The following is a 25162-nucleotide window of genomic DNA, read 5'->3' as shown; positions in this document are numbered from 1 at the left end:
CATGACAGCTACCGGTTTCTTCACCGACACCAGCGTCTGCATCGGCTGCAAGGCATGCGAGGTCGCCTGCAAACAGTGGAACCAGCTCCCAGCCGACGGAAACTTCTTCAGCGGCCGCTCCTACGACAACACCATCCACCTGGAAGCCACCACATGGAGGCATGTGGCCTTCGTGGAGCGCTCCCTTCAGTTAAGCGGCCAGATAACGGCGCGCCCGTTCTCCTGGCTTCTCATGTCCGACGTCTGCAAACACTGCAAACGCGCAGGATGCCTGGAGGCTTGCCCGACCGGCGCCATCGTCCGGACCGAGTTCGAGAGCGTGTACGTGCAGCCAGACGTCTGCAACGGCTGCGGCTATTGCGTGGTCTGCTGCCCCTTCGGGGTGATCAACCGCCGCGAGGACGACGGCCGCGCCTGGAAATGCACCTTGTGCTACGACCGCCAGAAGACCGGAGGGGAGCCCGCCTGCGCCAAGGCCTGTCCCACCGATTCCATCACCTTCGGAAAACTGGACGAACTGCGCGAAATAGCCCGCAAACGCCTGGAGCTGCTGCACAGCCGCGGGGTCCACGAGGCGTACCTTTACGGGATGACGGACGACGATCAGCCCGGCACCGGGGGGCTGCACGCCTTTTTCCTGCTGCTGGATCGTCCCGAGGCGTACAACCTCCCGCCCGAGCCTGCCGTGCCGACCAAGGGAGTAGGGGCTTCGTGGGGGACGATGGGGGTGGCGGCGGCAGGCATGCTCGTTGCCGCGGTGGCTGCGGTTCGATCCGTGGAAGGAGGGAAAAAATGAGCCAGGCTCTGACCAGTGGCTTGAAGATCGGAAGGGAGATGGACCCGGATTTGGCGATGCTCACCGGCGAGGGGGCGCAGCAGCGGGTAAAGCAGGCGGAACCGGACGCGGGATCGATCGTACCCTTATGGCAGCGGATTTCCTCGCGGCCGGCCGAGAGCCTTCCCGACTACTATCGACTGCCGCTTTTGAAGGAACCGGTCTGGATCTGGTCGGTTCCGGCGTACTTCTATCTGGGAGGGGTCGCAGGAGGCTGCGCGGTTCTGGCCGCGGCACTCCCGGGGAAGCGCAGGTTTGACGCTTTGGCCTCCTGGTGTCGCCTGCTAGCCTGCGCCGGGGTGACCGTCGGCCCGGCGCTTTTGACTTGGGACCTGGGGAAGATGACCCGCTTTTTGAACATGCTGCGTGTCTTTCGTCCTAGCTCCCCCATGAGCGTCGGTTCCTGGTCCCTGGCGGGAACCGGGATGTTGGCGACACTGTCGCTGCTCTTAGGCAAGAAGGCGCCGAGCTCGGTGCGTTACGGAACCGCCCTTGGAGGCGTCATGGTCGCAGGTTACACCGGGGTGCTATTGGGCAATACGGCGAACCCGCTCTGGCTGGAAAAGCGCCGCCTGCTGCCACCTCTTTTCATCTCCTCCGCAATAGCCAGCACCGCCGGCGCCTTGGAGTTGCTCCCCTTGAACCTGCACGAGGAAAAGGTGGTGCAGCGCTTCGGCATGGTAGGCAAGGTTGGAGAAGCAGCCGCCATGGTGGCCATGGAACGGCGTACTCCGGCGAACAAGGAGGCGGTCTACGGCTTCGAAAAGGGGAGGGGAGGGTTACTCTGGAACGCGGCGAAGGTGGCGCTGGTCGCCGGGGTGGTGCTGGACCTGATCCCTGCCAAGTCTTCGACCCGGAGGAAGGCAAGCGGCCTTCTCACAACGCTCGGTGCTATCTGTCTCAGGTATGCGCTGCTGGAGACCGGGAAGGATGCGGCGCGGGAGCCTCAGGCAGTAATCGGGCCGCAAAGGAGAAGGATGCAGGGGGGAGAGTGAATCTGGAGGCGACTTGCGTGCTTGGCTGTCGCGGTTGCTCTGTCTGTCCTGAGTGCCTGCCCCCACCCCGACCCTCCCCTGGAGGGGGAGGGAACGAGAAGGCTTTCAGGTGATAGGTATCAATAGTTTGCCGTTCTGGCTTTCCTTCAGGCGACAAACTACAGCGTCTGCGTCACATTCGAGATAGTAATCTCAAGCACCCCCCTGGCCCAGGGGAAGATGCTCTTGGTGGTCTCGAAAACCGGGCCGGAATTTATGAACCGCGCGTTCCCCTCGACCAGGAATCCGGTTCCGGGGCCGTGCGCCCCCTGCACCTCGCGGCTCCCCAGGGTCAGCAGCACCTTCGGATTGCGGACCACGTTCTTTTCAGTCACATGCATGTAACCCGCGGGAATGAGCAGTCTCCCGTCGGCATCTATCGCCAGGTAGCTATTCCAGGTATTTACCAGGTGCGGCCCGTCTTCGCCTTGCGTCGCAATGGCGACCACACCTTCATGCTTCATCACTTCTTTCATCTTGTCAGGGATCATCTGCATAACCTCCAGTGTTTAGTTGTTGCTACAGTCACCACTGCCTCAATTCGATCGGCAGCCCGTCCGGATCGTGGATTTCCGCTCTCTTCGAGGGCCCCAGCGTGACCGGCCCCCAGGTCGGCGCGATCCCTTTTCCCGCCAGGTATAACAGTGCCAGGTCCATGTCTTCAACCTCCAGCGCCATCATCCGGTACCCAGTGCTCCAAGGTTCCGGGGTCGAAAGGATGGGGTCCTTCACTCTCATCAATTCCAACACCGTGCCACCCAGCGCGAGATAAGCTATCTCTTCCAGGGGCGGAGCAGACACAGCCATGCGCTGCTTCATGGTGAAACCCAAAGTTTCTGTGTAAAATGCGATGGACTGCTCAAAGTCGCGCGGAATGATCTCTACGTGGTCGATTCGCTTAAACATCTGTACACCTCCTTACTGTTGCATCTCTGTATGTACTTACCGCTGTGCCTTTCGTTATTTCCCTTGTTAACTAGCTGACATCTCCATCTTCGGTGCCTTCTCAGGTACCCGCATCCACTGTGCCGCGATCAGGGAAATCACACCCAGTACCGTGCCTCCGATGAATGGGATGCGGTAGTCCAACATCCAGAAGTATCCGCCCAGGGCAGGCAGGAAGACGGCGGCTATGTGATTGATGGTGAAACCTACAGACATGGATGAGGATATGTCTGCAGGGTCTGCCACCTTCTGAAAGTAGGTCCGGATGGAAACATCGAAATTGTAGAGGATGTTGTCCAGTATGTACATGAACATGACCAGATATTTCGAGGTGCTGAAGGCATAGACCAGGAAGATGACGATGACGCCGGCATACTCGCAGGAGGAGATGAAGCGTTCGCCGAAACGGTTGATCGCCTTTCCTATCAGGGAGTTGAGGATATAGGCGACGATGTTGTTCACGATGAAGAGGATGGTCATCTCGCGCACCGTGAAATGGAACACCTGCACCAACAGCAGTATCGAGAAGACCACGAAGATCTGCCGTCTCGCCCCGGAGAGAAGGGTCAGGATGTAAAAGAGCGAATACCTGCGCCGCAGTATCATCTTCTTGCGCTGGGGCACGATCCCTGCGTGGGTGGGATTCTGGCAGAGCCCCCATGCTCCTGCGATGAATACCACCGCCCCGATGGCCAGATACATTCCCCGGTACTGCACCACCGAGCTCAGACAGTAGACCATGATGCCCGCTACCACGCTGGAAACCGCCGCCAGCGCTCGGAGGCGCCCAAAGACGATGGGGGACACGGCGGTGGAAAAGTACTGCAGCGTGAGCGACTGGTTCGTGGTCTCGTAGTAGTGAAAACCGAAGCTCATCACCACCGTGGTGAAGATCACCCAGCCGTAGGACGGGATGAGCGCGGTGATACCGGTGCCGAGCCCCAAGAGCAAGACCGAGAGCGCAGCCAGCTTGTGCTCGCGCATGAAAAGGAGCACGAAGACCACCAGCAGTGTCAGGAGCCCCGGAATTTCCCGCACCGACTGCGTCATACCGACCTGGCTACCGTCCAGGTGCACCATCTCGGCAGCGAAGTTGTTGAAAAGAATGGTGTAACCTTGCAGCCCGATAGTCGAGGCCGCGGTAAGGATGATCAGGAAGCGCAGCATCGGGCGCTGCTCGGAAGTGAGCAGCCCCTCGTCGATCTTCCCCAGTAGACGCTTCATGTAACTCTCCATCGTTTGCGGTGTAACGAGTTGTTCTTCCGCCACACACCAATCGCAACCCGGGGACAGGCACCTGGCGGAGCCAGTCCCCTTTTCTTCTGGTTTCCAAGCTCCAGCTTGGGAACCAGATCAATATCTTCTTCCAGCTCCCTCATCAGCGAAAGCCTCTTGCTTGACGGTAATACCATTTAACCGTTCCATCTGTACATAGCTTTCCAAATAGAGCTTTATCATTGGCATCGGCTTGACAACAATTTCTCTCCAGCTACTTTATATGGATGTTTTTACCCTCTGAACAACCACAGGGGGAATGACTTTTATCAATTAACAGGAGAAGGAGGGAGAATTATGAAGAAATATCGTTGCACCGTATGCGGTTACATCTACAACCCGGAAACAGGAGACATCGATAGCGGCGTGCAGCCGGGCACTGCCTTTGAAGACATCCCCGAGGACTGGGTCTGCCCTCTTTGCGGCGCCGAGAAGAGCTTGTTCGAAGAGATGTAATACAGCAAGGAACGGGCTGCCTTCAGCTTCGACGCTGATACAAAGGCAGCCCGTTTCTTTTTATGACATGCGGAGGCTGTATGAAGACTGTGATCATCGGCGGGGTCGCTGCAGGGCTGTCGGCGGCAAGCCAGGCAAAGCGGCTGTCTCCCGAGTCTGAAGTGGTCGTGCTGGAGAGAAGCGGCGACGTCTCCTATGCCGCCTGCGGCATGCCGTACAACCTCTTCTTCAAGGAGAAGCCGGTTGAAAAGCTCTACGCGCTGTCGCTTGAGACCATCCGCAAGGAACGTGGAATAGACTACCGGCTGCGGCAGGAGGTCACCGGCATCGACCCGGTCGGCAAGACAGTGAACGTTACCGATCTCGCTACCGGCAGGAGTTACGAAGAGCGCTACGACTTCCTGGTCTACGCCACCGGCAACAGCGCCATCAGGCTCACCGCACCCGGCTTCGACGACAGCGGCGTCTTTTGCTTCAAGACGCTCGACGACACCCGCCACGTCAAGCAGTTCATCTACGACAAGGCGCCGAAGCACGCGGTCTTGGTCGGCGCCGGCTACACCAACCTGGAAGTGGCGGACGTCCTCACCAACATGAAGATCAAGCCGGTAATCCTGGAGAAAGCCCCCAACATACTCCCTTCCTTCTGCGAGGAGGCGAGGGCGAAGGTGATGGACAAGGTGAAGGAGAGGGGGATCGAGCTTTTAACCGGCGTCGATATCGCCGAGAAGGCGGGGGGCGAGGTCCGATCCTCGGCAGGCGTTTTCCCCGCCGACCTGGTGGTCGTCGCCGTCGGCACCCGCCCCAACACCGCGCTATTTGCTGCGGCAGGAGGCGAATTGGGTACGGCGGGGGCGGCCAAGGTCGACCGCTGCCTGCGCACCAACCTCGACTCCGTCTTCGCCGGGGGGGACTGCGCCGAGCATTACGTCCGGCAACTGGGGGCGAACTCCTACTTCCCGCTGGGCCCTGTCGCCAACAAGCATGGGCGCGTCATAGGGAGCAACGTCGCCAACCCCGACCGCATGATGGAATTCTGGGGGATAGACCAGACCGCGGTCTTCAAGTTCTTCGAACTGAGCGTCGCCACCACCGGTTTAAACGAGAGGCAGTTGCAGGCGCTCGGCAAGGATTACGTCAAGGTCGCAGTGGACAGCCCCACCCGAGGGGAATTCCCCGGCGGGAGCACCATGCGCGTCATCCTTTTTTGCCAGAAGGGTGACGGGCTGCTCCTCGGCGCCCAGATCGTCGGTGAAGACGTGGTGGCCAAGAGGCTAGACGTGCTGGCAACGGCGATCTACAAGCAGATGACCGTCTTCGAGATCGCCGAACTGGATCTGGCCTACGCCCCTCCCTACTCGCCTGTCTGGGACCCGATCCTCATCGCCGCGAACGTCGCTGTAAAGAAAGTGTGAAAGTCAGGTTATGGTCCATTAGGTCCACCGGTCGGTATAAAAAACTAGGGAGAAGAACATGAGCGTCATGACATCCAACAGCTACAACACCCTGAGCACGCTCACCGCGGGCGGCAAGAGCTACCGCTACCACTCGTTGCAGGCGTTCGAGCAGAATTCCGGCTTGGATATCTCGCGGCTTCCGTATTCGCTGAAGATCCTCCTGGAGAACCTGCTGAGGCGGGAGGACGGGGTGGTGGTCAAGAGGGAGGACATCGAGGCGGTCGCGCGCTGGGACGCCTCCGCGGAGCCGGACAAGGAACTCCAGTTCATGCCCGCCCGCATACTGCTCCAGGACTTCACCGGGGTCCCCGCCGTGGCGGACCTGGCGGCGATGCGATCGGCCCTGGCGCGGCTGGGAGGAAGCCCTTCCCACATCAACCCGATGCAGCCCGCCGACCTGATCATCGACCACTCGGTTCAGGTGGACCTTTACGGCACCACCGGCGCCCTCTGGGGGAACTCCTCCATCGAGTTCGAGCGCAACCACGAGCGCTACCAGTTCCTGCGCTGGGGGCAGTCCGCCTTCAGGAACTTCAGCGTCGTCCCCCCCGCAACAGGCATCTGCCACCAGGTAAACCTCGAGTACCTGTCGCAGGTGGCCATGGTCGCGAAAACCGGGGAGGAGGATTGGGTCTTTCCCGACACGCTGGTCGGGACCGATTCCCACACCACCATGATCAACGGCCTCGGCGTCGTCGGCTGGGGAGTGGGGGGAATCGAGGCGGAAGCAGCCATGCTGGGGCAGCCCTGCTCCATGCTCATTCCCCAAGTGGTCGGCTTTCGCCTGACCGGCGCGCTCGCCCCAGGCGCCACGGCAACGGATCTCGTCCTTACCGTGACCCAGATGCTGCGCAAAAAGGGTGTGGTCGGAAAATTCGTGGAATTCTTCGGCCCCGGCGCCGCCTCCCTCAACATCGCCGACCGGGCCACCATCGGCAACATGGCGCCGGAGTATGGCGCCACCATCGGGGTCTTCCCCGTCGACGGTCAGACCACCGAATACCTGCGCCTGACCGGCAGGGGGAATATCGTCCCGCTGGTGGAGGCGTATTACCAGCAGCAAAGGCTCTGGCACGATGTGAACCAGCCGGACCCCTCCTACAGCGACATTCTCGAACTGGACCTGGCCCAGATAGAGCCGTCCCTTGCCGGACCGATGCGCCCCATGGACCGTGTCAACCTGAAGGAGGTTCGCGGATCGTTCCGCAAGCAGCTGATAACTTTGAGGTCCCACGACGCCGCGCGCGTCGACAAGGAAACCATGAGCCGGTGGTTAGGGGAGGGAGGAGCGCCGGTGACCGTCGCGCCCGAGCTGATGGAGCACCCCGACAAGTCGCTGGGAGCGCTGGGGCACTGCGTCCCTGTGCGCCAGCCCGACGGCACCGCCTACAACCTTTGCCACGGCTCCGTGGTAATCGCCGCCATCACCAGCTGCACCAACACCTCCAACCCGTCGGTTATGATCGGTGCCGGCCTTTTGGCGCGTAATGCGGTACGGCGCGGCTTGCAGGTGCGGCCCTGGGTGAAGACGAGCCTCGCCCCCGGCTCCAAGGTGGTCACCGACTACCTGGCGGCCGCAGGGCTCACGCCGTACCTGGAGGCCCTGCGCTTCCACCTGGTCGGCTACGGCTGCACCACCTGCATCGGCAACAGCGGCCCCCTGGCCGAGCATATAGCCGGCGCCATCGTCAAGGGGGACCTCGCCGTCGCAGCCGTCCTCTCCGGCAATCGCAACTTCGAGGGGCGCATCAACAGCCATGTACGCGCTAACTACCTCGCCTCGCCGCCGCTCGTTGTGGCCTATGCCCTGGCCGGCAACGTCAACATCGACCTCACCCTGGACGCCATCGGCACCGACCCCAACGGCGACCCGGTTTACCTGAAGGACATCTGGCCCAACGAACAGGAAGTCGCGCAACTGGTGCAAAGCTGCGTCCATGCCGAATCCTTCGCCCGCAACTACGCCGACGTCTTCCAGGGGGACGAGCAGTGGATGGCGCTGCAGGTGCCCACCGGCGAGCTGTACCAGTGGCAGGAAGGTTCCTCCTACATCAAGGAACCTCCTTTTTTCGCCGATCTCTCAAGGGAGCCGCAGCCGGTCCAGGACGTGAAGGAGGCGCGGGTTTTGGCCCTTTTGGGGGATTCCATCACCACCGACCACATCTCTCCGGCAGGATCCATAGCAAAGGATTCGCCTGCCGGGCGCTACCTCATCTCCCTGGGGATCCAACCCAAGGAGTTCAACTCCTACGGCGCGCGCCGCGGCAACCACGAGGTAATGGTGCGTGGGACCTTCGCCAACACCCGCATCAGGAACCAGCTGGTTCCTGGAGTGGAAGGGGGCGTAACCAGGTGCTTTATCGGCAACGGCAAGGGTAACGGGCAGATGTCCATCTTTGATGCCGCCGAGAAATACCGTGCGGCCGGCGTGCCGCTGATAGTTATCGCCGGCAAGGAGTACGGCACCGGCTCCTCCCGCGACTGGGCCGCAAAAGGGACCAAGCTCCTCGGCGTGAGAGCCGTCATCGCCGAGAGCTTCGAGAGGATTCACCGCTCCAACCTGGTCGGGATGGGCGTTCTACCCCTGCAGTTTCTGCCCGGCGAGAACCCGGCAACCCTGAGATTGGACGGCACCGAAAGCTTCGACCTGGAAGGGCTGTCAGAAGTTGCGCCGGGGCAGCAGCTGCAGGTCAACTATCGGAAAGGCGACGGCGCTGCGGGAGCCTTTACCGTACAGGTGCGGATTGACACCACCAACGAGCTCGATTATTACCGCCACGGCGGCATCCTACCCTTCGTGCTCAGGCAGTTTTTGAAGTAGTCGCGGCTTACGAGGGGACAAGGGCAGGGGAGGGAAGCGAAAGGGGACAGGCACCTGCGGAGCCAGTCCCCTTTCTATTGCCAGGGGGACTGGCTCCGCGAGGTGCCTGTCCCCCCTTATCCGTGTGCCCCCCTTGTCTTTGTCCCCTTATCTCTCTATCCCCCTCATGTCTCGTTCCCAAGCTCCAGCTTGGGAACGCAAGGCAATAGAAGCTCCGCTTCCAGCAGCATGCAAGTAACGACGGTCATGCTTAGGCCCCGGGGGACAGGCACCTGCGGAGCCAGTCCCCCTCCCAGCCCCTGCCTCTCGTCCTCGATTTTCCTCTTGACCACACATACCCCGTGGGGGTATCTTCAGCTTATCAAAAATATACCCCCACCGGGTATCCAGAGCATAAGGAGGCGCCCATGAGCCAGTCGCCCAAAAACAAAATGACCACCCGCGTGAAGCGAATCGCCGGGCAAGTTGCCGGAATCGAGCGGATGCTGGAGGAAAAACGCTACTGTGTCGACATCCTGAACCAGATTTCGGCAGTCCGCTCGGCACTCGATTCTCTCGGCGTCGAACTCCTGACCCGCCACCTCGAGAATTGCGTCCTTGGCCAGGGGACAGACAGCCAGCATGAATCAGCCAAACCGATGTCGCAGCAGGCGCTGCTGGACGAAGTAAAAACAGCGCTGTCGCGCTTTTTGAGATAACAAGGGAGGACCAAGATATGTCGGAAAACAAGGTATTCCGCGACCCCGTCTGCGGCATGGATGTGCACGTGGACGCGCCCCACAGCGCGACCCATGCCGGGACCACCTACAAATTCTGCTCCGCAGGGTGCAAAGAAAAATTCGAGGCGAACCCGGAGAGCTACCTAACCATCGAACCGCCGCCGGGTGCCGAGGCACCGTCAGCGGTTGCCACGGCAGCACCCGAGCATGCCGAGCAGTGCGAGTTTCCGCTTTTGGGAATGAACTGCGCCGGGTGCGCCGGCCGCATCGAGAAGACGCTTTCCACCGCCCCGGGCGTCGCCAAGGCTGCGGTCAACTTCGCCACCACCCGGGCCACCGTCAAGTACGACCCGCAGGTGACAAGCCCGCAGGCGCTCAAGCAGGTGGTGCGGGACATGGGGTACGACATTCTAGAGACGGGAAGCGGCGGAGCCGAGACCGACGAGGCGGAGCTTCTGGAAGCGCAGTCCAGGGTGCACGAGGAACAGTATCTGAAGAACCGCGGCAAGTTCGTGGTCGCCCTGGCTCTCACCATCCCCGTGGCGGTTCTCGCCATGGCCGGGCACCTGATTCCCTCCCTGGCTGATACCTTCAACTTCCCAGGCCGTGCCTGGGTGGAACTCGCGCTCACCACGCCGGTCCTTTTCTGGGCGGGCCGGGAATTCTTCACCGGCGCCTGGAGTGCCGCCAAACACCGAGTAGCCGACATGAACACCCTGGTGTCGCTCGGGACGCTTTCCGCCTATCTCTTCAGCGTCGTGGCCACCGTCGCGCCGCAATGGCTGAGCGCACGCACCGCAGCGGCAGGGCACGGGCACGAGGGGGCGGTAGGCGTTTACTACGAGGTCGCCGCCATCATCGTCACCCTCATCCTCATGGGACGCCTTCTGGAGGCGCGCGCCAAGAGCAAGACCAGCGGCGCGATCCATGCCCTCATAGGCCTCCAGCCTAAGTTGGCGCGGGTGCTGCGGGATGGCAAGGAGCAGGACATACCCATAGCCGAGGTGCAGTTGGGCGACACCATCCTGGTCCGGCCGGGCGAGAAGGTGCCTGTGGACGGCGAGTTGATCGAGGGTTCTTCCACGGTGGACGAGAGCATGCTGACCGGCGAGCCGCTCCCGGTGCGCAAAAGCGAGGGGGACACCGTCATCGGCGCGACCCTCAACAAGACCGGCTCTTTCCGCATGCGCGCCACCAGGATCGGCAAGGACACCGTGCTGCAGCAAATCGTGAGGCTGGTGCAGCAGGCTCAGGGGACCAAGGCCCCCATCCAGCGACTCGCCGACCTGATCGCGAGCTATTTCGTCCCGGTAGTCATCTCGCTCGCCATTGCCACCTTCGTGGTCTGGTTCGACGTCTCGCCGCCGGATACCCGGCTCAACATGGCGGTCTTGACCTTCGTCTCGGTGCTGATTATCGCCTGCCCCTGCGCGCTCGGGCTCGCCACGCCAACGGCCATCATGGTCGGCACCGGGCGCGGCGCCCAGGGCGGCATCCTGATAAAGGGGGGTGAGGCGCTGGAAACGGCGCACAAGCTGACCACCATAGTCCTTGACAAGACCGGCACCATCACCCGCGGCGTCCCTTCCGTAACGGACATAGAGACGGCAGGCTTCGAGCGCCAGGCGCTCATGCAACTGGCGGCGGCCGCGGAGGCGGGAAGCGAACATCCGCTGGGGGAGTCGATCGTGCGTTACGCCGATGAAAGCGGCCTTACGCGCCTTTCCGCCCGTGACTTCAACGCTATCCCCGGTCACGGCATAGAGGCGACCGTGGACGGCAAGAGGGTGGTGATCGGAACCGCGCTGCTGCTGGAGAAAGAGGGGATCGCGGCCGACACGGCTGCAGCCCATCGGCTCGCGGACCAGGCGAAGACACCGATTTTCGTCGCGGTCGACGGCGCCTATGCCGGCCTCATCGCCATAGCCGACCCGATCAAGGAAAGCTCTGCCGCGGCAGTGAAGAGGCTGCACGAACTGGGTCTCGAAGTGATCATGCTTACCGGAGACAACCGGCGCACCGCCGACTCCATCGCGCGGCAGGTGGGGGTGGACCGGGTAGTCGCCGAAGTGCTCCCCGACGCCAAGGGTGAAGAGATCAAGAAGCTGCAGGCGCAGGGGAAGGTGGTCGCCATGGTCGGCGACGGCATCAACGATGCGCCAGCGCTGGCCCAGGCCGATGTAGGCATCGCCATGGGGAGCGGCACCGATGTCGCCATCGAGGCGGCCGACATCACGCTCGTCCGCGGCGACCTGAACGGCGTCATCTCCAGCATCGCGCTGTCCAGGGCCACCATCGCCAACATAAAGCAGAACCTCTTCTTCGCCTTCGTATACAACATCATGGGGATTCCCATTGCGGCAGGGGTTCTCTACCCGCTGACCGGCTGGCTCTTGAGCCCGATCATAGCCTCGCTCGCCATGGCGCTCTCCTCGGTCAGCGTCGTCACCAACGCCCTGCGCCTGCGCGGGTTCACCATAGAAAGGGGGTAGAGAGAATGGATCTGACCCAGATAACAGTCACCATCGCCGGGGCGGCGCTCATCGCGCTCAACCTCTGGTTCTTTTTCGGCAAGAAAGAAGCCGTGCATGTCAGTGCCAAAGATAAGGGGGGGCTCTATGCCTGCCCGATGCATCCCTGGATTACCAGCAACGATCCAACCGCCGATTGCTCCATCTGCGGCATGAAGCTGGTCCGAAGCGACGAAGTCGGGAAGTAGTCAAATAACGGTGGTTGTGGAATATTCTGCGGCGCCCCGTAGAATATTCCCCCCGCCCAGTCCGGCTACCCGTCGGTTGCGGGCTGTAGACCTACGTGGTATCACGGCGTTACCTCTGCCGTGATCCTTGGCACGACAATTGATAATGATCAGGCCGTAGTCGTTGATAGAGGGGTGCTGCGGGGTTAATGGGTTGGCTCCGCGGCATCTCCCTCACCTGGAAATGAATCGCGGCACTCTCAGGGCGCCTCCCTCACCCAGAGGGAGAGGGCCGGGGTGAGGGAAGCCTTTAACATCCGTTGCACGGAGACACGATGAAACTGCACACGATATCCATCAACAATCTGAAGCGCCGCAAGGCCAAGATGGCCTTTCTCACCATCGGCCTCATGGTCGGGATCGCCACCATCGTCACCCTGGTGACCCTCACCAGGTCGATGTCCACTGACATCGAGCGCAAAATGGACGAGTTTGGCGCCAACATCCTGGTCACCCCCCAAAGTAACGGCCTTGCCATGAACTACGGCGGCATCAGCCTGGGCGGGGTCACCTTCGACCAGCGCGAGATTAAGGAAGAGAACCTGGCGCAGATCCGCACCATCAAGAACCACAAGAACATCTCGGCCATCTCTCCCAAGGTCCTGGGCGGAGTCAAGATCGGCAGCCACGACGTGCTGCTGGTCGGCGTGGACTTCGCCAGCGAACTGAAGATGAAGCAGTGGTGGCAGATCTTCGGCAACGCCCCCAAGGGTGACCACGAACTCCTCCTGGGAAGCGACGCCTCCAACGTCCTCAACGCCAGCTCAGGCGACAGCATCCAGATCAAGGGGGAAACCTTCAAGGTCGCCGGCGTACTGAACCAGACCGGCTCGCAGGACGACTCGCTGGTCTTCGCCTCGCTCCCCAAGGCGCAGAAACTCCTGGGCAAAGAAGGAAAGATCACCATGGCCGAGGTGGCGGCGCTTTGCTCGGGCTGCCCCATCGGCGACATGGTGACCCAGATCGCGGAGAAACTCCCCGATACCAAGGTATCCGCGATCCAGCAGGTGGTCGAAGGGCGACTGAAGGCCCTGGACCACTTCAAGCGCTTCTCCTACGCCATGGCCGCGGTCGTCGTCTTCATCGGCTCGCTCATCGTCTTCGTCACCATGATGGGCAGCGTCAACGAGCGCACCACCGAGATCGGCGTGTTCCGCGCCATCGGTTTCCGCAAGAGCCACATCATGCGCATCATCCTCCTGGAGGCAGCACTGGTAAGCCTCCTGGCCGGCCTTTTAGGCTACGCCGCGGGGATGGGCGGGGCGAAGCTGGCACTTCCTTTCATGGCGGAAACCAAAAACGCGCATCTGGTTTGGGACAGCACCGTCGCCTTCGGCTCCATCGGGCTGGCGATGTTGCTCGGGCTCGTGGCAAGTCTTTACCCCGCGCTTCATGCCAGCAAGATGGACCCGACTGAGGCCCTCAGGGCTCTTTAGAAAGAGGAATTTATGGCACTCATTGAGATCAAGGATGTGAAGAAGCAATATCAGACCGGTTCGGACATGGTCGAGGCCCTGCGCGGCGTGGACATCAGCATCGAGGCGGGTGAGTTCATCACCATCATGGGGCAGTCCGGCTCCGGCAAGAGCACGCTGCTGTCGGTCCTGGGAGGGATGAACCATCCCACCAGCGGCGAGGTGGAGATGGCGGGGGTGAAGCTCTACCAGCTTCCCAGCGAGAAACTGGCCGATTTCCGGGCGCAGAACCTGGGCTTCGTATTCCAGTCCTTTCACCTGATCCAGTACCTGACCGCGCTGGAGAACGTGATGCTGCCGCTCGCCATCGTCAAGATGAGCACTGCGGCTAAGAAGGACGCAGCCAAGAAGGCCTTGGAGCGGGTAGGGCTTGGCGGCAAAACGGACCGTCTCCCCAACCAGCTCTCCGGCGGCGAGCAGGAAAGGGTCGCCATCGCCCGCGCCATAGTGAACAACCCGCACATTCTTTTGGCGGACGAACCGACTGGAAACCTCGACTCCAAAACCAGCGAGGAAGTCATGGCGTTATTTCGGCAACTGAATGAGGCGGGTCAGACCGTAGTCATGGTTACTCACAACCCCGAGAATGGCGCTTATTCCGATAGGACCATAAGCTTGAGGGACGGCCTGATCAGCGCATAAGGTTCGCATTCGTCTGGATCAGTCCGGACAGATACACCAAAGTTGCGTCACAAGGAAGATCTGGAGAATGCTGGCTGTGACAGGAGCCAAAATTCTTCAGATCTTTTCTTTATTATCCGAAAAGAAATCTTGACCATGTACTGCGACATCGGCCTCAATATGTATAATATTCAACTGTTACTGCTGAATATCCTTCTTGCACAGCTTTCAAACTAAAGCAAAACGCTTCAAAAGCAATAACTTGCCGATCCGGCACAGTTCCTGCTCTTAATAGTCGCACCTACTGTTATAGATCCTGGAGTCATCATGAAACACCGGCTTTTATCGCTTTCCCTTTTGCTGGCTCTCTTTCTTCCGGTCGCTTCGACCCACGCCGAGCCGGCCCCTCCTGTAGAAAACCTCTCTTCTCTCGTCGAAACCGCGCTCGCCAACAATCCGGAACTGAAGTCGTCCGCCGCACGCTGGCAGATGTACAAGAACCGGGCGGTCCAGGCAGGGGCGCTGGAAGATCCGATGCTCATGTTCAAGATCCAGAACGGCATCGTTACCGACCCGCTTAGTTTCACTGCGGACAGCATGACGCAGAAGGTGATCGGCATCAGCCAGCAGCTCCCTTTCGCCGGCAAGAGGAAGCTCAAGGAGGAGATCGCCTCCAAGGAGGCTGAAACTTACCGCTGGAGCATCGAGGAGCGCAAACTCGAGCTGACCCGGATGGTGAAGGAGGCCTACTACCAGATCTACTTCACCGACAAATCGCTTGGCATCCTCGATAAAAACATCAAGATCATCGACGACTTCATTACGCTGGCCCAGACCAAGTACTCGGTGGGGCAGGGGGCTCAGCAGGATATCTACAAGGCGCTTCTGGAGCGTTCGCGCATGCTGGACATGAAGATCACCCTGGAACAGCAGAGAAGGAGCCTGGAAGCAAACCTCAACTCGCTTTTGAACCGTCCGCAGTCCACGCCGGTCGGGCGGGTCGCCGACTTCAAGCTGGCCCCGCTCAGCCAGACCCCAGAGCAGCTTTGGGAGGCGGCCGAAGCGAACCGCCCGCAGCTGAAAGCGCTCAGGGCCCAGATCGAAAAGGGGAGGGCGGGGCACGAACTGGCCCGGAAGGAATCCTACCCCGACTTCAACGTCTCCTTCGAATACATGCAGCGGCAAAAAGCGATGGGAAGCGACGGCTCCGACATGTACTCGCTCGGGGTGACCTTCAACCTCCCGATCCAGAAGGAGCGGCGCCAGGCAATGGTGGCCGAATCCTCCTCCGAGATAACCATGGCCGGGGAGGAACTAGCCGGGGTGAAGAACACCATCACCGCCGGGATCGCTGACCTGCTGGCGCAGTTGGACCGCCGCAAAAAGCTCGTCGACCTCTACAGCTCCGGGATCATCCCGCAGGCGTCCGAATCGCTGGAAAGCGCGGTGATCGGTTACCGCGTCAACAAGGTGGACTTCCTGACCCTGCTCGACAACCGGGTCACCCTGTTCAACTACGAGCGGGAGTACTACGACTCGATGGCCGACTACCAGATGAAGCTGGCGCAGCTTGAGGCGCTGATCGGCAAAGAACTCTAAAAAATCCGGACCACGAGGTATTGATATGAAACGAAGTGTCAAGGTTGCAATCCCGATTGTCGTTATCCTGGTGGCCGCCGTTGCCGGCGGCGGCTATTACCTGGCACAGAAGAAAAATCCCCCCGCTGCTAAAGACAAAGCGGCGCAGGGGCCGGTGCTCTACACCTGCGCGATGCACCCCTTCATCATCAAAGACAAGCCGGGAACCTGCCCCATCTGCGGCATGCAGCTGATCAAGAAGGTAGAGGGGACCCAGGCGAGCGCCCAGGAGCAGAAGATGCTGGGGCACGTCTCGCTTTCTCCGACCCAAGCGGTCATGGCCAACGTGGCGACCGTCCCGGCCGACTTCGCACCTCTCTCCAAGGAGATCAACGCGGTCGGCATCGTGCAGTACGACCAGTCCAAACAGGCGAAGGTCACAGCCTGGGTGGCGGGGCGCATCGACAAGCTCCTCGTCAACACAGTCGGCGCCTACGTTTCCAAGGGGCGGCCGGTAGCAGACATCTATTCCCCCGACTTGGTAGCCGCGCAGCAGGAATATCTCCTCGCCCTGAAAAGCCGCGAGCAGTTCCAGAAATCCTCCATACAGGCGATCTCCCAAGGAGGAGATGGGCTCGTTTCCTCCGCCCGCCAGAGGCTGAAGCTCATGGGGGTGAGGGACGAGCAGATCGCAGGGCTGGAGAAGGCCGGTCATCCCAACATAAAGCTCCCCATTTACACGCCGCTATCCGGCGTGGTGATCGAAAAGATGGTCCAGGAAGGGCAGTACGTGAACCTGGGGGACCCGCTTTTCAGCATCGCCGACCTCTCCAGCGTCTGGGTCGAGGTGGAGGTCTACGAGAACGAGTTCGCCTTCGTGAAGATGGGGCAGAGGGTCGAGATACTCTCCCAGTCGTATCCAGGCAAGACCTTCTCCGGGCGGGTCAGCTTCGTCTATCCCTTCCTAGATCCCAAGACCCGTACCGTCAAGGTGAGGGTGGACCTGGCGAACCCCGGCTTGAAGCTCAAGCCCGACATGTTCGTCAACGCCCAGATCAAGGCGCCGCTTGGCAACACGCTGGTAGTGCCGGCGACGGCGCTGATGGACACCGGTAAGCGCCAGGTCGTCTGGGTGGAGTCGCAGCCCGGCATGTTCGAGCCGCGCGACGTGCAGGCTGGCGCGCGGGTGGGGGACAAGGTGCAGATACTGTCCGGCTTGAAGCGGGGCGACAAGGTCGCCGCTTCCGGCGGCTACCTGATCGATTCCGAGTCGCAGCTGTCGGCGGGAAGCGGTGGCGGCGGCCACGAGGGGCACGCAGGAGGAGCGAAAGCTCCCGGTGGCGCAGTTCCTGCCGCGCCGGGAGCCATTGCTCCGGCCGCACCCAAGAAGGGCGGCGCCATGAACATGGATGACATGAAAATGTAGCGTGAACCAAGCTGGAGCTAGGCGCTTGCCTTGGACCTGTTTACCCTCTCCCAAAGGGCGAGGTGAGCATGGACGGCGTAGTACGAGGACTCGCGTCCCCCCCTTTGCGAAGGGGGGACAGGGGGATTTGGTTTCCCTCTAAACCGGAAATTACAATGCATTGACCACTGAGGTTTCAAATGATTGAGAAAATCATCGAATATTCCGCCCGAAACCGCGTCATCATCCTGATGCTGTTCGCCCTGATCATCGCCTGGGGCGTCTGGTCCGTCTACAAGACGCCGGTCGACGCGATCCCCGACCTTTCGGACAACCAGGTCATCGTCTTCACCGACTACCCCGGCCGCTCGCCGCAGGTGGTCGAAGACCAAGTAACCTACCCGCTGGCCGTTAACCTGCAAGGGCTGCCGCAAGTCCGCGCCGTGCGCGCTTCATCGGCCTTCGGCTTCTCCATGATCTACGTGATCTTCGAGGACAAAGCGGACATCTACTGGGCCAGGACCCGCGTCCTCGAACGCCTCAATTACGCTGCGTCGCTGCTCCCTTCGGGTGTGGTGCCGACCCTTGGCCCCGACGGCACCGGGGTGGGTCACGTCTTCTGGTACACGCTGGAAGGGAAGGGATACGACCTGGAGCAGTTGCGCACGCTGCAGGACTGGTTCGTTCGCTACCAGCTGAACACGGTCCCCGGCGTTGCCGAAGTCGCTTCCATCGGCGGCTTCGTGCGCGAATACCAGGTCGACCTCGACCCTAACCGCCTGTTCGCCTACAACATCAAGGTTTCCCAGGTGGCCGACGCCATCAAGAAGTCCAACAACGACGTCGGCGGCAGGCTCCTGGAGCAGGCCGACGCCGAGTTCCTCATCCGCGGCCGCGGCTACGTGAAATCGACCGCCGACCTGGAAAACATCGTGGTGGGCGCCGATATGCGCGGCACCCCCATCTACGTGAAGAACTTGGGCACCGTGCAGCTTGGGGGCGCCATCCGCCGCGGCATGTTGGACATGAACGGCGAAGGCGAGGCCGTGGGCGGCATTGTCGTCATGCGCTACGGCGAGAACGCCAAGGACGTCATCGACCGGGTCAAGGAGAAGATCGTTTCCTTGGAGAAGGGGCTCCCCCCCGGCGTCAAGATCATGGTCTCCTATGACCGCAGCGACCTCATCGAGCGCGCCATCGACACGCTGAAGCATTCGCTGGTCGAAGAATCCATCGTCGTGTCGCTGGTGATCCTCGTCTTCCTGCTCCATTTCCAGAGCGCGCTGGTCATCGTCCTCACCCTCCCCATCGCAGTGCTCATCTCCTTCATCACCATGAAGCTAATGGGGGTCAGCTCGAACATCATGTCCCTTGGCGGCATCGCCATCGCTATCGGCGTCTTGGTCGACGCCGGCGTCATCATGGTGGAGAACTGCTACCGCCACCTCTCCGAGATGCCCGAGCAGGAGCGCAAGGAAAAGCGCCTGGAGGTGATCATCGCCTCGGCCAAGCAGGTGGGGCGCGCCATCTTCTTCTCTTTGGCCATCATCATCCTCTCCTTCGTGCCGGTGTTCCTACTGGAAGGGCAGGAAGGAAAGATGTTCCACCCGCTCGCCTTCACCAAGACCTTCTCCATGATGGGCTCCGCCTTTATCGCTATCACGCTGGTGCCGGTGCTCATGTATTTCCTGATGCGCGGGAAGATGCCCCCCGAAAGCTCCAACCCGGTCTCCACCTTCTTCATCAAGATGTACTCCCCGATCATCAGGTGGGTGCTCAAGTGGAAGAAGACCACCATTGCGCTGAACGTCGTGGCGCTCGCCATCGCCATCCCCATGTTCATGAGCATAGGGAGCGAGTTCATGCCTCCGCTCGACGAGGGGTCGCTCCTCTACATGCCGGTGACGCTCCCCAACGTCTCCATCAACGAGGCGAAGCGACTGATCCAGGTGCAGGACACGGTGATCAAAAGCGTCCCGGAGGTGGAGCATGTGCTGGGCAAGGTGGGGCGCGCCGAGACCTCGACCGACCCCGCGCCGGTTTCCATGTTCGAGAGCATCATCATCCTTAAACCCAAGGACAAGTGGCGCGCCGGGGTGACCAAGGCCGACATCGTTTCCGAGCTTGACTCGAAACTGCAGCAGATAGGGGTCAGAAACGGCTGGACCCAGCCCATCATCAACCGGATCAACATGCTTTCCACCGGCGTCCGTACCGACTTGGGCGTGAAGATCTTCGGCGCCGACCTGAACGTGCTCAAAGACCTGGCGGTCCAGGCCGAGGGGATACTGAAGACGGTGCCAGGCGCTGCGGACGTCGTGGCGGAGCGCGTCACCGGCGGCAATTACATCGACATCGACATCGACCGCGAGGCGGCCGCGCGTTACGGGGTGAACGTCGGCGACATCCAGGAAGTGATCTCGACCGCCCTTGGAGGAGAGATGCTCTCCACCGCGGTGCAGGGGCGCAACCGCTTCCCCATCAGGCTTCGCTACATGCGGGAGATGCGCAGCGACATACCGTCCATCCAGCGCATCCTGGTCTCCGGCATGGAAGGGTCCCAGGTGCCGCTCTCCCTGGTGACGAAGCTCAAGGTCTCCACCGGCGCGCCTGAGATCAACAGCGAGGGAGGGTTGCTCCGCTCCATCGTCTTCCTGAACGTCAGGGGGCGCGATATGGGCGGCTTCGTCAACGATGCCAAGACCGTGCTGGAAAAGCAGCTGAAGCTCCCCCCGGGGTACTACGTCGCCTGGTCGGGCCAGTGGGAGAACCAGGTGCGGGCCAAGGCGCGCCTCCAGATGCTGGTTCCTGCGGGAATCCTGATCATCTTCATCCTGCTTTATTTCACCTTCCACTCGGCCTTGGAGGCGAGCATGGTCATGCTCTCGGTTCCGTTCGCCCTGGTCGGCGGCGTGTACCTGGTCAAGATGCTGGGCTACAACATGTCCGTCGCGGTCTGGGTCGGGTTCATCGCCCTTTACGGGATCGCCGTCGAGACAGGGGTGGTCATGGTCATCTACCTGCACGAGGCGCTGGACAAGAAGCTCCTCAAAGGGCCGGTCACGGAACAGGATATCTACGACGCCACCTTCGAAGGGGCGGTACTGAGGCTGCGCCCGAAGCTCATGACCGTAGCCGTCGCCCTCTTGGGCCTGGTCCCCATCATGTGGTCTACAGGCACCGGCGCCGACGTCATGAAACCGATCGCCGCGCCCATGATAGGGGGGATGATCTCCTCGGCCGTCCACGTTCTCATCATGACCCCGGTTATCTTCGTTCTGATGAAGAAGCACGACCTGAAGAAGGGTAAACTCAAGTACTCGGGAATGAAGCACTGAAAGAAGAATATCCTACGGCCGTCGTAGCATATTCCACTGCGGCAGCGGTACCCAGCCGCCTCAAAGTCGGTAAAATGAATGGTTAAGAGACTGGCACAGCACATGCTATTAGAGCATGAGATTTCCAACCCAAAGGAGAATGAAACATGAAAAAACTTATCGTCCTGATCGCAGCAGCATTCGCTCTCTCTGCACCGGTGGCCTCCATTGCAGCCATGGATCATGGCGCCATGAAGATGGAGCACGGTTCCATGAACATGGAGCACGGCAGCGGTGACGTCGCACACGAAGAAGTAGTCAAAGGCGTCAAGGCCACCTTCAAGGTCATGAGCATGAAAGAGCATATGAAAGCGATGAAGATGGAGATGCCCAAGGGGATGAAAGAGACTCATCACATCGCCGCCGAGTTCAAGGACGCGAAGACCGGCAAGGCGCTCACCGAAGGGGAAGTGAAGCTGAAGGTTCAGGGGCCGGACAAGTCCGAGCAGACCAAGGACCTGATGGGGATGCAGGGGCATTTCGGCGCGGACTTCGACCTCTCCAAAAAAGGGAAGTACGGCGTCATGTGCAAGTTCCAGTTGAAAGACGGCCAGGTGCGCAGCTCCAAGTTCTGGTACACCGTTAAGTAGGCTGTCGCCGCTTACTGTTAACGCCACACCCGGAAAGGGGATAGGCTGCTGTATCTTTTTTGGACTAGGGATAAAGCAGCAGATCCCCTTTCTGTTTTACCGCGCCGTTTCATTGAAAGGCTAGAGCCCCCCGTTTAAAAACCAGGGAGCCTAACGTCCCCCCTTTGCGAAGGGGGGACAGGGGGGATTTGCTTTTAAATCCACTTGCATATTCATTCCGATATATGTAAATTCTACCGGCATAAGGAGCAAGGTTTCCTCCTCAATGCCGAATCGAGGAAACCACGATGCGCTACCTGCGGAGCTTCATTCTCATTCTTGTCATAACGGCCCTTGCTGCCTGCAACTCTTCCGAACGGCAGCCGGCTAAAGCTGAAAAGCCGGGCTCAGTAAAGGCGACCAAGGCCTTCGTGAAGGAGTTCGGACCGGCTCCGGCCGTAGACAAAGGCACCGCCTACGCTTTCGTCATCTACTTCCCCTCGGCGAAACAGCCGGGGAAGGTGCTTCCCTTCCCGTTCTTCAGCTTTGACGAGGCGAGCCTGAAGAAGGTGGCGCTGGCGAAGCTCATCGGCGGCCTTGGGGATCTCAAGAGCTACCAGGGGGAGATCGCGCAGCCGTTTCCCGCAGGCACCCGGTTGCTCGACCTGCAGCAGTCCGGCGAGTCGGTCACTGCCGACTTCAGCAAGGAGCTTGCCGGCGCCCGGTCAGACCAGGGGCTTGTGAACGCGTTGGTTTTGACCCTGAAGCAGTTCGAAGGGGTAGGGCAGGTATCCATACAGGTCGAAGGTGCGCCGGCGAACACGGACAAGCAGGCGCAAAAGGCGGACGAATCCGCAGTGCTGCCGCTTGCTCCGCCTCGTTTGCTGAGCGTAACCGGAATGAAGGAAAAAGGGGCAGCCACGGTGGAAGAGGTCGATGCCTTCTTCGACCGGCCGGTGCAGATAAATGAACTCCGGCTTCTGGATGCCGGCGGCAAGCCCTTCGAGGGGGAGATCTTCCACTCTGTCTTCGACATGGCGGGGGTGCTCAAACCGAAGCACCCGGCCAAGTTCAGCGTGGGGATGCCGGTTCAAGTGCGCTGGAATGTGACCGATAAGGTAGGACGTAACTCTTCCGGACAAAAAGAGATGATGCTCGAAGTGCGGGAGCATTGATGGAAACAGAAAAAGACGCGGTTTTTGAGCAGCAGCCTGAAAAATGGGCAACGGGAAGCGAATGTTCAGAAAAGCAACGCTTATAATCGGCATATTCGCAACCTGTTCACTGCTTTGGTTCACCGTCTACAACTACCGCCAGGCCGGCCCCATAGCCCAGGAGAACCTGCGCGGACTCGCCCTCACGCTTACATCTGCCATCGAAAACCTTGCCGTCAACGACCCGAGCTTTGCCGGCCTTGCCAAGTTCCGCACCAACGATATCGCCTACTTTGCCCTGGTTGACAGCCAGGGCCGTTTCCGCTTCCATTCCAACCCGGACCTGATCGGCGCCTCCCTGCCGGAAGCCGAACGCAAAGCTGCACCAAAACTTGAGCGATCCGAGTCGCGAGTCGCTTTGGGGACGGGTGAGCAGGCATTCCTGGTAATAACTCCCATCAACTTAAACGGCGAAATACTCTCCCTTCATCTCACCCTCCACACCTATCGCGCCGATGCTGTCGTGCGCAGCGCCAAGCTGAACCTGACCGCAATGCTCGCGCTGATTGCAACAGGGTGGCTCCTTAGTCTCGGCCTGTTCCGCTATGCCCGCAGGGAAGAACTGCACCAGGCCGAAATGACGCGCAAGGTGAACCTAGCCAAGCTGGGAGAGATGGGGGCGCTCCTGGCGCATGAGATCAGGAACCCTCTTGCCGGCATCAAGGGGTTCGCCCAGGTGGTCGCCAAAAAGCCCCAAGAGGCCCGCAACGCCGCCTTTGCACAAAACATCGTCACCGAGGTTGTGCGGCTGGAGACGCTGGTGAACGACCTTTTGGCCTATGCCGCAGGCGACGGAGCACAGCGGGCGCCCTTCGACCTGGACGAACTGATCGACAACACCCTCTCGCTCCTGGCCCCGGAGGCAGTCGAGCGCGAGGTATCCGTTTGCTGCAGCAGCACCTGTTCCTTCTTCGTGATGGGAAACAGGGACCGGATGGAGCAGACGCTCCTCAACCTGGGTAAAAACGCGCTGCAGGCGATGGACGCAGGGGGCGTACTGGAAATAGCGTGCGCCTCGGCCGGGGGACAAGCGCAAATCAGCATCAAGGATACGGGGCAGGGGATAGCGGAAGCGGACCTACCCAAGGTCTTCGAGCCATTCTTCACCACCAGGGCCAGGGGTACCGGGCTCGGACTCGCCCTTTGCAAAAAGGTGATCGAAGAGCACGACGGTACCATCGTGTTGGAGAGCAGGATAGGGGAGGGGACCAAGGTGACCCTCGCCTTGCCTTTGCTCCCCGCCGACAAGGAGCAGACATGAAGGGAAACATTCTGGTGGTCGAGGACGACGACACCTTCCGCGCTTTTCTGGAGACAGTGCTGCAGGACGACGGGCATCAGGTGCAGTGTGCCGCCGACGGCGAAAAGGCGCTGCGTCTGCTGAAGCAGGGAAGCTACGACCTGGTGGTCTCCGACCTGAAGCTCCCCGGCAAAAGCGGCCTTGACCTCTTCAGGGAGACGCGCAACGATCCAGCCGCGCCCCAGTTCATCTTCCTGACCGCCTACGGGAAGGTCGGAGAAGCCGTCGCCGCCATCAAGGAAGGGGCGGTTGATTTCCTGACCAAGCCGCTGCAGGACCCGGAGGTGCTGCTCCGCCTGGTGCGGCATGTCATCGAGGAACAGCTCCGGGAGCGCGACTATCTCTCCTTGAAGCAGTGCGAGGCTGCCGGGCTGCCGCCGGAGGAACTCATCTTTGCGGGGCAGGCGATGGCCCCGGTGCGCAAGCTGGTGCACGACGTAGCAGGCACCATGGCGAACGTCCTCGTCTTCGGCGAGAGCGGAACGGGAAAGGAACTGGTCGCAAGAACCATCCACCAGCTAAGCTCCCGCAGGAACGCAGGCTTCGTAGCGCTCAACTGCGCCGCGATCCCGGAAACCCTTCTGGAAAGCGAGCTTTTCGGGCACGAGAAGGGGGCTTTCACCGGTGCGGTGCAGGCGCGGCAGGGGAAGTTCGAACTGGCCCGGGGCGGAACCATCCTGCTGGACGAGATCGGGGAGATGCCGCTTGCCCTGCAGACCAAGCTCCTGCGGGTGATCCAGGAGCGCGTCTTCGAGAGGGTGGGAGGGACCAAGGAGATCAAGGCCGACGTCCGGCTGGTTGCCGCGACCAACCGGAACCTGCGCGAAGAGGTGGCGCAGCGCCGCTTCCGCGAGGACCTTTACTACCGCCTCAACGTATTCCCGGTGCAGCTCCCTCCCTTGCGGGAAAGGGGTGATGCGGTGCCGGTTTTGAGCAGATACTTCATGCAACGCTTCAGCAGTCAGACGGGCAAAGCCTTGAAAGGGATCGATGCCGACGCACTCGCCGCCCTGGAAAGGTACCGCTGGCCCGGCAACATCAGGGAACTGCAAAACGTAATGGAGCGGGCCGTCATCCTCTCCAGGGAAAAGGTGGGGCTATCCGCTCTCCCGGACGAAATGCTGCGCACCCCCGAACCGGATGCCCTCGATAGCCGCGAGAGGCTGAAGTCGGCGGAGAGGGAGATCATCGCCCAGGCGATCAAGAAGCATCGCGGCAACCGGCGCCTGGCTGCCGAGGAACTAGGGGTATCGCGGCGGACCCTGCAGTACAAGCTCAAGGAGTACGGATTTCTCGAAGAACGCTGACCGGTGCAAATCCGCG

Annotated in this window: 20 protein-coding genes; 17 read left to right on the top strand and 3 right to left on the bottom strand. The window is 60.8% G+C overall.

The window, feature by feature from the left end; all coding sequences use genetic code 11:
• The first annotated feature begins 1 nt into the window (after position 1).
• Positions 2-796 carry a 4Fe-4S dicluster domain-containing protein gene (locus K419_RS0112490; protein ID WP_026841893.1) on the top strand — a complete coding sequence of 265 codons (795 nt, stop codon included), beginning with the start codon at positions 2-4 and terminating at the stop codon, positions 794-796.
• The gene (gene nrfD, locus K419_RS0112485; protein WP_051293015.1) at positions 793-1830 is read left to right on the top strand and encodes an NrfD/PsrC family molybdoenzyme membrane anchor subunit; all 1038 of its coding nucleotides are present in this window, start codon (positions 793-795) and stop codon (positions 1828-1830) included. The genes K419_RS0112490 and nrfD overlap by 4 nt, the downstream gene beginning before the upstream one ends.
• A gap of 158 nt (positions 1831-1988) precedes the next feature.
• On the opposite strand, the gene K419_RS0112480 is transcribed toward nrfD, so the two are convergent.
• From K419_RS0112480 to K419_RS0112470, 3 genes are all read right to left on the bottom strand, one after another.
• A complete protein-coding gene (locus K419_RS0112480) occupies positions 1989-2360 on the bottom strand; it encodes a pyridoxamine 5'-phosphate oxidase family protein (RefSeq protein WP_026841891.1) in 372 nt (123 codons plus the stop codon).
• 34 nt (positions 2361-2394) lie between these two features.
• Entirely contained in the window at positions 2395-2775 is a 381-nt protein-coding gene (locus K419_RS0112475; protein WP_026841890.1) for a VOC family protein, read from the bottom strand.
• A 66-nt stretch (positions 2776-2841) separates the two neighbouring features.
• Positions 2842-4038, bottom strand: coding sequence for an MFS transporter (locus K419_RS0112470; RefSeq protein WP_026841889.1), 1197 nt, complete (start codon positions 4036-4038; stop codon positions 2842-2844).
• Between the two features lie 348 nt (positions 4039-4386).
• Here K419_RS0112470 and rd point away from each other — a divergent pair, with 348 nt between their 5' ends.
• The 15 genes from rd to K419_RS0112390 all read left to right on the top strand — a co-directional run bounded on the left by rd (position 4387) and on the right by K419_RS0112390 (position 25146).
• Complete coding sequence (rd, locus tag K419_RS0112465) at positions 4387-4545, top strand: rubredoxin (RefSeq protein WP_026841888.1); 159 nt, start codon at positions 4387-4389, stop codon at positions 4543-4545.
• 80 nt (positions 4546-4625) lie between these two features.
• Positions 4626-5960 (top strand): FAD-dependent oxidoreductase, encoded by a 1335-nt coding sequence (locus tag K419_RS0112460; protein WP_026841887.1) that lies wholly within the window; start codon positions 4626-4628, stop codon positions 5958-5960.
• 58 nt (positions 5961-6018) lie between these two features.
• Positions 6019-8823, top strand: coding sequence for an aconitate hydratase AcnA (gene acnA / locus K419_RS0112455; protein WP_026841886.1), 2805 nt, complete (start codon positions 6019-6021; stop codon positions 8821-8823).
• A gap of 407 nt (positions 8824-9230) precedes the next feature.
• The gene (locus tag K419_RS0112445) at positions 9231-9521 is read left to right on the top strand and encodes a metal-sensitive transcriptional regulator (RefSeq protein WP_026841885.1); all 291 of its coding nucleotides are present in this window, start codon (positions 9231-9233) and stop codon (positions 9519-9521) included.
• A 17-nt stretch (positions 9522-9538) separates the two neighbouring features.
• On the top strand, positions 9539-12034 hold the full coding sequence (locus tag K419_RS0112440; protein ID WP_026841884.1) for a heavy metal translocating P-type ATPase: 2496 nt from the start codon (positions 9539-9541) through the stop codon (positions 12032-12034).
• Between the two features lie 5 nt (positions 12035-12039).
• Positions 12040-12261 carry a heavy metal-binding domain-containing protein gene (locus K419_RS0112435; RefSeq protein ID WP_026841883.1) on the top strand — a complete coding sequence of 74 codons (222 nt, stop codon included), beginning with the start codon at positions 12040-12042 and terminating at the stop codon, positions 12259-12261.
• A 314-nt stretch (positions 12262-12575) separates the two neighbouring features.
• Positions 12576-13736, top strand: a complete 1161-nt coding sequence (locus K419_RS0112430; RefSeq protein WP_026841882.1) for an ABC transporter permease — start codon at positions 12576-12578, stop codon at positions 13734-13736.
• Between the two features lie 12 nt (positions 13737-13748).
• Positions 13749-14417 carry an ABC transporter ATP-binding protein gene (locus K419_RS0112425; RefSeq protein ID WP_026841881.1) on the top strand — a complete coding sequence of 223 codons (669 nt, stop codon included), beginning with the start codon at positions 13749-13751 and terminating at the stop codon, positions 14415-14417.
• 306 nt (positions 14418-14723) lie between these two features.
• Entirely contained in the window at positions 14724-15995 is a 1272-nt protein-coding gene (locus K419_RS0112420) for a TolC family protein (protein WP_026841880.1), read from the top strand.
• Between the two features lie 25 nt (positions 15996-16020).
• Positions 16021-17400 carry an efflux RND transporter periplasmic adaptor subunit gene (locus K419_RS0112415; protein WP_026841879.1) on the top strand — a complete coding sequence of 460 codons (1380 nt, stop codon included), beginning with the start codon at positions 16021-16023 and terminating at the stop codon, positions 17398-17400.
• 179 nt (positions 17401-17579) lie between these two features.
• Positions 17580-20717: an efflux RND transporter permease subunit gene (locus K419_RS0112410; protein ID WP_026841878.1), complete on the top strand. Its 3138-nt coding sequence runs from the start codon at positions 17580-17582 to the stop codon at positions 20715-20717.
• 146 nt (positions 20718-20863) lie between these two features.
• Positions 20864-21346, top strand: coding sequence for a hypothetical protein (locus K419_RS0112405; protein ID WP_026841877.1), 483 nt, complete (start codon positions 20864-20866; stop codon positions 21344-21346).
• Between the two features lie 287 nt (positions 21347-21633).
• Complete coding sequence (locus K419_RS0112400) at positions 21634-22500, top strand: GerMN domain-containing protein (protein ID WP_026841876.1); 867 nt, start codon at positions 21634-21636, stop codon at positions 22498-22500.
• Positions 22501-22561: 61 nt separating this feature from the next.
• On the top strand, positions 22562-23800 hold the full coding sequence (locus K419_RS0112395; RefSeq protein ID WP_026841875.1) for a two-component system sensor histidine kinase NtrB: 1239 nt from the start codon (positions 22562-22564) through the stop codon (positions 23798-23800).
• Positions 23797-25146, top strand: coding sequence for a sigma-54-dependent transcriptional regulator (locus tag K419_RS0112390; RefSeq protein WP_026841874.1), 1350 nt, complete (start codon positions 23797-23799; stop codon positions 25144-25146). Before K419_RS0112395 ends, K419_RS0112390 begins: the two co-directional genes overlap by 4 nt.
• Positions 25147-25162 lie beyond the last annotated feature (16 nt).

It is taken from the genome of Citrifermentans bremense R1 (genome assembly GCF_000426865.1).
In the GTDB taxonomy this organism is placed as follows: domain Bacteria; phylum Desulfobacterota; class Desulfuromonadia; order Geobacterales; family Geobacteraceae; genus Geomonas; species Geomonas bremensis.
This window is presented reverse-complemented; position numbering and strand designations above follow the sequence as displayed.

Excerpts from the sequence above, each read along its gene's own strand:
- K419_RS0112490 (WP_026841893.1), top strand. The coding sequence starts at position 2 with ATGACAGCTACCGGTTTCTTCACCGACACCAGCGTCTGCATCGGCTGC.
- nrfD (WP_051293015.1), top strand. The coding sequence starts at position 793 with ATGAGCCAGGCTCTGACCAGTGGCTTGAAGATCGGAAGGGAGATGGAC.
- K419_RS0112480 (WP_026841891.1), bottom strand. The coding sequence starts at position 2,360 with ATGATCCCTGACAAGATGAAAGAAGTGATGAAGCATGAAGGTGTGGTC.
- K419_RS0112475 (WP_026841890.1), bottom strand. The coding sequence starts at position 2,775 with ATGTTTAAGCGAATCGACCACGTAGAGATCATTCCGCGCGACTTTGAG.
- K419_RS0112470 (WP_026841889.1), bottom strand. The coding sequence starts at position 4,038 with ATGAAGCGTCTACTGGGGAAGATCGACGAGGGGCTGCTCACTTCCGAG.
- rd (WP_026841888.1), top strand. The coding sequence starts at position 4,387 with ATGAAGAAATATCGTTGCACCGTATGCGGTTACATCTACAACCCGGAA.
- K419_RS0112460 (WP_026841887.1), top strand. The coding sequence starts at position 4,626 with ATGAAGACTGTGATCATCGGCGGGGTCGCTGCAGGGCTGTCGGCGGCA.
- acnA (WP_026841886.1), top strand. The coding sequence starts at position 6,019 with ATGAGCGTCATGACATCCAACAGCTACAACACCCTGAGCACGCTCACC.
- K419_RS0112445 (WP_026841885.1), top strand. The coding sequence starts at position 9,231 with ATGAGCCAGTCGCCCAAAAACAAAATGACCACCCGCGTGAAGCGAATC.
- K419_RS0112440 (WP_026841884.1), top strand. The coding sequence starts at position 9,539 with ATGTCGGAAAACAAGGTATTCCGCGACCCCGTCTGCGGCATGGATGTG.
- K419_RS0112435 (WP_026841883.1), top strand. The coding sequence starts at position 12,040 with ATGGATCTGACCCAGATAACAGTCACCATCGCCGGGGCGGCGCTCATC.
- K419_RS0112430 (WP_026841882.1), top strand. The coding sequence starts at position 12,576 with ATGAAACTGCACACGATATCCATCAACAATCTGAAGCGCCGCAAGGCC.
- K419_RS0112425 (WP_026841881.1), top strand. The coding sequence starts at position 13,749 with ATGGCACTCATTGAGATCAAGGATGTGAAGAAGCAATATCAGACCGGT.
- K419_RS0112420 (WP_026841880.1), top strand. The coding sequence starts at position 14,724 with ATGAAACACCGGCTTTTATCGCTTTCCCTTTTGCTGGCTCTCTTTCTT.
- K419_RS0112415 (WP_026841879.1), top strand. The coding sequence starts at position 16,021 with ATGAAACGAAGTGTCAAGGTTGCAATCCCGATTGTCGTTATCCTGGTG.
- K419_RS0112410 (WP_026841878.1), top strand. The coding sequence starts at position 17,580 with ATGATTGAGAAAATCATCGAATATTCCGCCCGAAACCGCGTCATCATC.
- K419_RS0112405 (WP_026841877.1), top strand. The coding sequence starts at position 20,864 with ATGAAAAAACTTATCGTCCTGATCGCAGCAGCATTCGCTCTCTCTGCA.
- K419_RS0112400 (WP_026841876.1), top strand. The coding sequence starts at position 21,634 with ATGCGCTACCTGCGGAGCTTCATTCTCATTCTTGTCATAACGGCCCTT.
- K419_RS0112395 (WP_026841875.1), top strand. The coding sequence starts at position 22,562 with ATGTTCAGAAAAGCAACGCTTATAATCGGCATATTCGCAACCTGTTCA.
- K419_RS0112390 (WP_026841874.1), top strand. The coding sequence starts at position 23,797 with ATGAAGGGAAACATTCTGGTGGTCGAGGACGACGACACCTTCCGCGCT.